A 7,036-nucleotide genomic window follows, 5' to 3' on the forward strand; every position below is an offset into this window, starting at 1 on the left:
GATAAGCTACTACTAACGCAGTTGTATCTGTACTTTGTAAAAATGGTCGTGACATGCTTAATTTCCTCCTATTAGCTTTGTCACAGCCATTGTTCCCGGGGGATCAAAAGCAATCGATAGAGAAAACAAAAATTTCAATCAGCTAGCATATCCACCAGCTTAGGCGACAGATTAGGCACGACGTCCACCTTGTCTACTTTACGGCGTGGACGTTGCTTTTTGATATGGTCACATATCGATCTTACACTCGGCGGGGCCCCGGTTTGATTTAGCCTTCCATCTCGATGTAATTTCCACAAAGCATCATGTATCAATCCGGCCAAAGTGTTAGCCGCAACGCCAGCATGACCACCACCACACCGCCAATAAATAGCTGCTACGTTGAGGACACGCCCCCAAAGCTGATCAAGGCGTTTTCCTCTCCCACTCTCGGCCCTTTTTAAAGCTGTATCAAACCAAGGATTTTTTATTGATTCCGATACATTAAGAGCCTGTTCTCGCACCAAGCGATAAGACAAACCACCTAACCCCAATAAATCCAATATAGCCGCCGCCGCAATAACTGGACTTTCCTCAGGCAAATCATCTCCTGGATAACAAACAGATAAAATATCTAGTAAATTTTCTCTTTGCTCATCCAAAGAAGCCACCAGCACTCCGACACTTTCAAAGCCTTCCAACTCTTCGGGCTCAGCCCTAATAGCAGCGTCCAATCCTTTAGTTCTAGCATCAAGCTTGCAAGCCACAAAGCGTCGACGCTCTTCACCTGCAAACATTTCCCATTTGTTAAGCATTCTCGGCCCCTTTCCTAATTCGATAAACGGTATTGTGTGAAATGGTTACGCCGTATTTTTCCTTGATCATCTTGGCTAATGTCTGACTACCAATTTCGGCGCCTTCATTGGTTATATAAGAAATTACGGCTTGCCCGGTTTCGTCTGCTACCAACTTCCCAGCCTCCACCCTGTAACCAACAGGAACACGACCACCTAAATAACGCCCGGCGGCCTTCTGCATAGCCTTAACTTCACTAATGCGCTCTTTTATTCGGTTTCTTTCTAACTCTGCAAACGCACTAGCCATAGTGAAAAACGCTCTACTCATAGAGTCATTAATCACATCACCTTTCATATCGAGCAAGTGAAGAGAAACGCCATTTTCCTTCATCCATTCGGCAACGTTTAAGGCATCACTAGCGCGGCGAAATAGTCGGTCGAGCTTTGACGCTACAACGTGATCGCCCGGCTTTAATTTAGCCAGCAAAGACGCACCTTTAGTACGTTTGGCCAACTGAACCCCCGCACTCTCGCCCCTGTCCACCAAAAACACAGGGGGATCAAGTTCTTCCAGCAAGCAATAGTTAGTAATTTTTTGCTCTTGAACCTCTAAAGATTCGCCTTCCTCGGCCTGCCTAACCGTAGACACACGGCAGTAACCATAAACAGCCATAAAGACCCCGTAACAGTGAATAACATTGGCATACTAGCGCTATTGCGCTGTTAAAAACAATGAAAAATATAGAATAAAACCATTAAAAACATAAAGTTACACAATTTGCGTTAAGGGGCTTTCAGATAAAAAGCAAGAAAATACAACGATAAAAACGAAAAACAAACGGACACAATTTGTGTAAATAAAACTTCCATAATTAGCGGCTATAACGACCTATACTCTGGAAAACAAATTAGTGTTTGTTCATGTTTGGGCTCTGCGCCAGAACTCCATATTGAGAATCATTCTATACACGAAGAAAGTGAAATTCTTTCGCATATAGAATGATTCTCAACAAGAGCAAATTAGAGTTTGTTCTTGTTGAGAATGATTTTCGAATATGGTTTGCAATGTTAATTTGTAATCTATCGTTGTTATGCGTTACAAAGTTACATTCTCGCCTTTTGCCCTGCTTTATTAATCTCTTTCTCTGCTATTTGTTCGATTTCACTAGCATTTTCCGCAAGCATCAACATCAATTCAGAATGAGTTTGATTGTCGAACTCGTCTGGGTGCGAGTCAGTGGCCATAGTAGATACAGCTTTAATGCGGCGCGCTAATCGAAGTACTCTGATATAACTCTCGATCATGGTAATTATTCCTTATTAGCCTTTTGATACTGGCTAAGATCGTTAAGAACGCGACGTAGCTCTGCCCCAGTCATGCGGGGAATTCTTACAGGTTGATGAAAGGTAAGAGCGGAAATGATATCCTTTGCAGTAGTAGTCATTTGATGGACCTCTGTGATTACTAGATGCCGCCCCTAGTCGCCAAACTTCCGGGCGGCGTTTTTGTTTTTAAACTATTTCGTTACTTCATCTTTGATGCATTCGTCTAACATGCCTTTGTTGTATGTACCCTGCCAGCCAGTTAGGCTATCAACAACACCCCGCTCCCAGCTTCCTGGACGGTATACGCCAGTAGCTATCGAGCCTGCAATATCCTGCAATAATTCCCTAACGCCGGGGCCGAAGTCATTTCTCTGCTTATCAAAACCCTTCCAATCACTTAGGTCATCTTTACCAGTTCTTTCAAGCTCAAGTCCAAAAGCTAACATCTCAAGATAAGCAAAGGTTTCGTCCGATAGTTCTATTTGAAGCTTTCTTGTCATATTCCTAACCTATTTTTTGATTCTAACTGTCACGTTCTAACTGCTGAGCTAATGCATAAACCATGTAGCTATTCAGGCTACCATGTACTTTGCCTTGCCCTTTAAGACGGTCGAACTCATCCTTCAACCTTGTTGGGATACCTCTAATCGTTTTGTTAAAAACCTCGGCTTTGACTTCATCAGACACAACTGGCTTGTCATCAGTTATATGCCCAATTCCACGTTTTGCCATAACTATTACCTCGTTAAATTTGATATTTAATATACATCAAAAAGATATCAATTCAATATCCTTAGAGTTTCTTTTTGATTTCTCTAGCTAGGTTTGAGAAGTCAGCAGCAATTGTTCCGGACTTAACTGGCATTCCTTTAAAAGCCGCTTTAGGCAGCGCCGCTGATTGAGGGATCACGTTAGGCATTCTGGCCAAGTGCTTTAACCCTCCAACCAGTTCGTCGAAGTCATCAAAAGAACGGCGGCTATGATGAACTCGGTTTAATAATGCATGAGCAATAAGGTGCTCGTTAACCATCTCACTAACTGCCGCCATCGTTTTATCAAAATCCAGCAGCCTTAACTGGTCGGAAGGGTCATCACTGGTAGGCGTCAAAATGAAATCAGATTGACTTAGTGCTACACGGTTAAGCGTCGAGTCAAAACCCCCAGTATCGATAAAAATCAATTTCCCATCGTCTTCTAACCACCTCAATAATTCATCCTTTTCTTGGGTTCGATGTATCTCTAACCCCCCTCCCAATCGGTTTAAATCACTTAACCCTTTGTGTATATCCAAATCGATAATGAAATCGGGGTTTAAGTGATGTATCAGATTTAGTGAAACTGTTGTTTTTCCAGTGCCACCTTTCGAGTTGGCAACACAAATAACAGGCATGACTCCTCCTAAAGACATTAAAATGACACTCTAAAGATATCATTTTAGTGTCTAATCGGTTTGCTTTTTCTTTCTTTTAGCGTGACTTGTCACACCTTTACTGCGAGAGCTTAAATTTTGCCTTCGATTCACTGCTAAGCCGTCGCGAAGCGACAAGCCCCGCAGGGTTACGGCCTTGCAGAGTGTATTGAAGGTTCCTGTCGGATGACAAAAGAAAGAATCAGCGAATGACAAAGCCCCACTTTCTCGATCTTTTGTTTAGCTGTATGGGTAATGTGGGGCGTCGGGCCCGTTAAATTGCATTCGCCTTACTTTCCATGTGCATAAGTCTTAAATGCAATTTAATGGGAGGTACTTATACACAAGAACTTTAGTTCTTATGAAAATAATTGATCTCTTTATTTATTAATAGGGAATTAAAGGGACCCTGTTAATAAATAAAATGGTATATGCCCCGAAGGGTGAAATTACCACTCGCGTTTTCACCTCCTTTTTTCAACTCTCATTTAATTAACGATACACACATACCTATACATGACTTATCCATAAGCCAGATCGATACACGTTAGACTGTGGGTATTTTGCGGTGATAAACGACGAAACAACGGTGATTTGTGGACGCTGTATGGCGATGTGAGGGGGTTTCTATACGACAGGTAGGAGTAATCGACCGAAGCTAATCGGCGTCTAAAAACGGGGGATCTAGTGGGTTAAGCAGTCTTCGTAAGGATCGTGATACCAGTCGGTATCAAATTGCCCTTGGTTTGATTCTGTCTGGTAGCTTTCCAAGTTCAACGCATCGGCGCGCTTCTGTCTGGATAGCTTGCTGGCGTACACTGGCCAGATATTTGATAAGTTAGCCTTACCTAGTCTTTCTAAAGATTGTTGACGCTGTAGGTCAAGCCAGCCGGATTTAAAGCCGATTTCTTTAAACAGCTTCATTGTTAGCCATTTGTAGCCAGCAACGCCTTTGATTTTACCTTCCTCTCGATCGAGCAAGTCCATAGCTTCACTGTGTAGATAACCAGCGCGGACCAACTTATCGACGTAACGGAACCATGTCGATTCTGGAATCTCTTCGCCATAAATGGCCGCGTATCTCTTTCTCATTGAAGAGTGCTTCACCGGATCGAGTTCTTGCGGCTTGGCAACACCAAGACGGAATGTAGACCAATCTATGTAAGTGATAATGACGCTTAGAACGCGAATCATACGAACGCGGACGCGCTTTTGTGAATCTCGTTGACGTGAATCAACTTCGTTAAGTGACTTTAGTCGGAAGGGTTTAGAAGAGTATTCGCCCACCTTATCGATAAAGCGGCGGGTAGGCTCTGCTATCTTGGTTTTTCCTAGTCCGATCAACACCTCGCGCACTGCTTCGGAGTATGACGGACGTTTTGCCGTTTCTTTTTTCATTTTCGTTATTTCGTGCTTTCTTGCTTTCTTGCTCTAAAAGCTTGCAGGAATCAGAAACAACCGATAGAATTAACCATGTATTTGGGGTTGGTTTGACTTCTTTTTTTGGTTGTTAAGCTAATTCGGAAAAAGCCCGCTACTCCAATAGCGGGTTTTTTCTTTTCTGCGGCTCTCACCGTATTCATGGAAATAAATACTACACCCCTAAAGAGTGCGTGTAAATCTATGATCCATCTTAGGTATCACAAAGATCGATATGACTACCGACGCGACCCCCTCTCCATACTCATCAAAAAGACCATCTATCCTTCTAGATAACGCCTCATTGCCTATTTGACCGTGCTCTCTCTCTAATGAAAGGATCACCTCTTTAGCCTTCTCACGTTCCGACTCTGTTGCATTCTCAGCCCTATTTAAACACTGACGCATAAATCTCTTAATCTGTTTGTTTCTGGCTTTGTACCCCACAAATCCCCCTTAAGGCCGCCGGGGCGGCCTGTTCGTTATTTCGTGCTTTCGTCATTAGTCGTACAGGCGGCCGCGATATTTCGTGGCGGCTTGGCGATCGCGATCGTCCAATTGGCGGCGAACCTCACGGGCGATTGCTCCCGCATCCATACCCGGTGCCGCTTGGATAATAATGTCTCCATACTGGAACACTGGAGACACGCTGGCCTTGCTTGACTGTGCTACAACTGGATCGCCACGCTTACCCAAAACTGTAGCAACAGGCTCCCCGATCGGGGTTGTGGCCACAACTGCCGGGTTAGTGGCTGCGGGAACCTGATCGGCGACCTGTTTCACCCTGGCCGAGACTTCAACATTATCACCACCAAACAGGGCGCTCCATGCGGCGCCAAGAGTGTCCTTAATTGTCTGAATTGGACTTAAAATTGCGCTTTCTATCCATTTCAGACCAGAAGAGAACACACCCTTAATCGCTCCCAAAAGACCGGAAAAGAACCCAACCAAAGGCTCCCACGCCTTAAAAAGCAAGCCTACAGGGGAAAAAGTAACAATAGACTTAATAAACTCCCAAGCTATCGAGAAAGAAGTTGTAACCGAACGCCAAAGACCGGAAAAGAACGCTCCTAAAGGCTCCCAATACCTAGCTATCAAGGCCACCGCCGCAATTAACGCCATAACACCAGCAATCACCAACCCGATAGGGTTAGCCATCATTGCCGCATTTAGCGCCCATTGCGCCCCGGTAACGATTGCCGCCCCGGCGGCCATTGCTTTTTGCGCGGTAGTCATAGCAACCAAAGCGGTTACAGCAGCGATCGTTCTTGCTCTAGTAAGCGTCATAATGGCCACGTTTTTTAAGTTAGCAAGGTTAAGCCACATCAGCACCTTACGCGCCATTACAATGGCGTCAGAGAAATAAGAAAACGCAAACCGACCCGCTATTGATGCTGATTTTAACGTTACCAAGCCAACAACCGTATAAGCAACGACTTGAGATAATAGCGGGAATTGCTCAGTAAAATAGCCGATAAGACTTGCCGCTTCGCCAATAGTGTCAGATGCAAACATCATAGCCGGTGCTAATAGGGCACCAACACTAACCGCTAGATTAGTGACTCGCTGCCACAGCCTTTCCATCGACTCGGCCGGACCCTCGCCTATAGCCTTGGCCATGATCATAGTTTTATCTATGCCGCCTTTTAAAGCTTCTCCCATATCGGCAGTACTGCTTTTTAATTGATCGACTTTAGGCAAAAGCAAGTCAATCATGTCCACAGCTTCGGACGTACCAAACGCTTTTACAAGCTCGGCTTTATCCATGTCAGTTAGGGCGCCGTTATATCGCTCGCTTAGCATAGCTATGATCTCAGACGACTCTAACAACTGACCATTAGCATTTCGAAAATTTAACCCTAGCTTATCGCCAGCTTGCCCAGCTTTCTCCAGAAATCTGGCATATTTAGTGGCTGCTTCTCCGCCCCCCATTGTCGCCGACAACATGCCCAACACACTTAATTGCTCTTGGAATGACTGTCCGGCACTCGTCGCTGTTGCGCCTAATGTGCTAATTGCCTGTGACAATTTAGAGCCGTCCGTTTTAAACATTTGAACGCTTGCCGATATTCCAGCGCTAAAGTGTTCACCAAACTTCATGTTCTTT

General features: G+C 44.5%; 8 protein-coding genes. All 8 read right to left on the reverse strand.

What is annotated here, in order from left to right; all coding sequences use genetic code 11:
- Positions 1–134 precede the first annotated feature (134 nt).
- Positions 135–794 (reverse strand): hypothetical protein, encoded by a 660-nt coding sequence (locus AC3D28_RS20235; RefSeq protein ID WP_488536891.1) that lies wholly within the window; start codon positions 792–794, stop codon positions 135–137.
- Complete coding sequence (locus AC3D28_RS20240; RefSeq protein WP_191786739.1) at positions 787–1,449, reverse strand: recombinase family protein; 663 nt, start codon at positions 1,447–1,449, stop codon at positions 787–789. The genes AC3D28_RS20235 and AC3D28_RS20240 overlap by 8 nt, the downstream gene beginning before the upstream one ends.
- Positions 1,450–1,880: 431 nt before the next feature.
- Complete coding sequence (locus tag AC3D28_RS20245) at positions 1,881–2,081, reverse strand: hypothetical protein (protein ID WP_031418868.1); 201 nt, start codon at positions 2,079–2,081, stop codon at positions 1,881–1,883.
- A 212-nt stretch (positions 2,082–2,293) separates the two neighbouring features.
- Positions 2,294–2,602: a hypothetical protein gene (locus tag AC3D28_RS20250; RefSeq protein WP_488536892.1), complete on the reverse strand. Its 309-nt coding sequence runs from the start codon at positions 2,600–2,602 to the stop codon at positions 2,294–2,296.
- 22 nt (positions 2,603–2,624) lie between these two features.
- Positions 2,625–2,834 (reverse strand): hypothetical protein, encoded by a 210-nt coding sequence (locus AC3D28_RS20255; RefSeq protein WP_085626741.1) that lies wholly within the window; start codon positions 2,832–2,834, stop codon positions 2,625–2,627.
- A gap of 61 nt (positions 2,835–2,895) precedes the next feature.
- Positions 2,896–3,492, reverse strand: a complete 597-nt coding sequence (locus tag AC3D28_RS20260; RefSeq protein ID WP_488536893.1) for a ParA family protein — start codon at positions 3,490–3,492, stop codon at positions 2,896–2,898.
- A gap of 702 nt (positions 3,493–4,194) precedes the next feature.
- Positions 4,195–4,908 carry a hypothetical protein gene (locus AC3D28_RS20265; RefSeq protein WP_488536894.1) on the reverse strand — a complete coding sequence of 238 codons (714 nt, stop codon included), beginning with the start codon at positions 4,906–4,908 and terminating at the stop codon, positions 4,195–4,197.
- Between the two features lie 522 nt (positions 4,909–5,430).
- A partial coding sequence (locus AC3D28_RS20270) for a phage tail tape measure protein (RefSeq protein ID WP_488536895.1) occupies positions 5,431–7,036 on the reverse strand: 1,606 nt, incomplete at its 5' end.

It is taken from the genome of Vibrio sp. TAP-3B, from assembly GCF_057784735.1.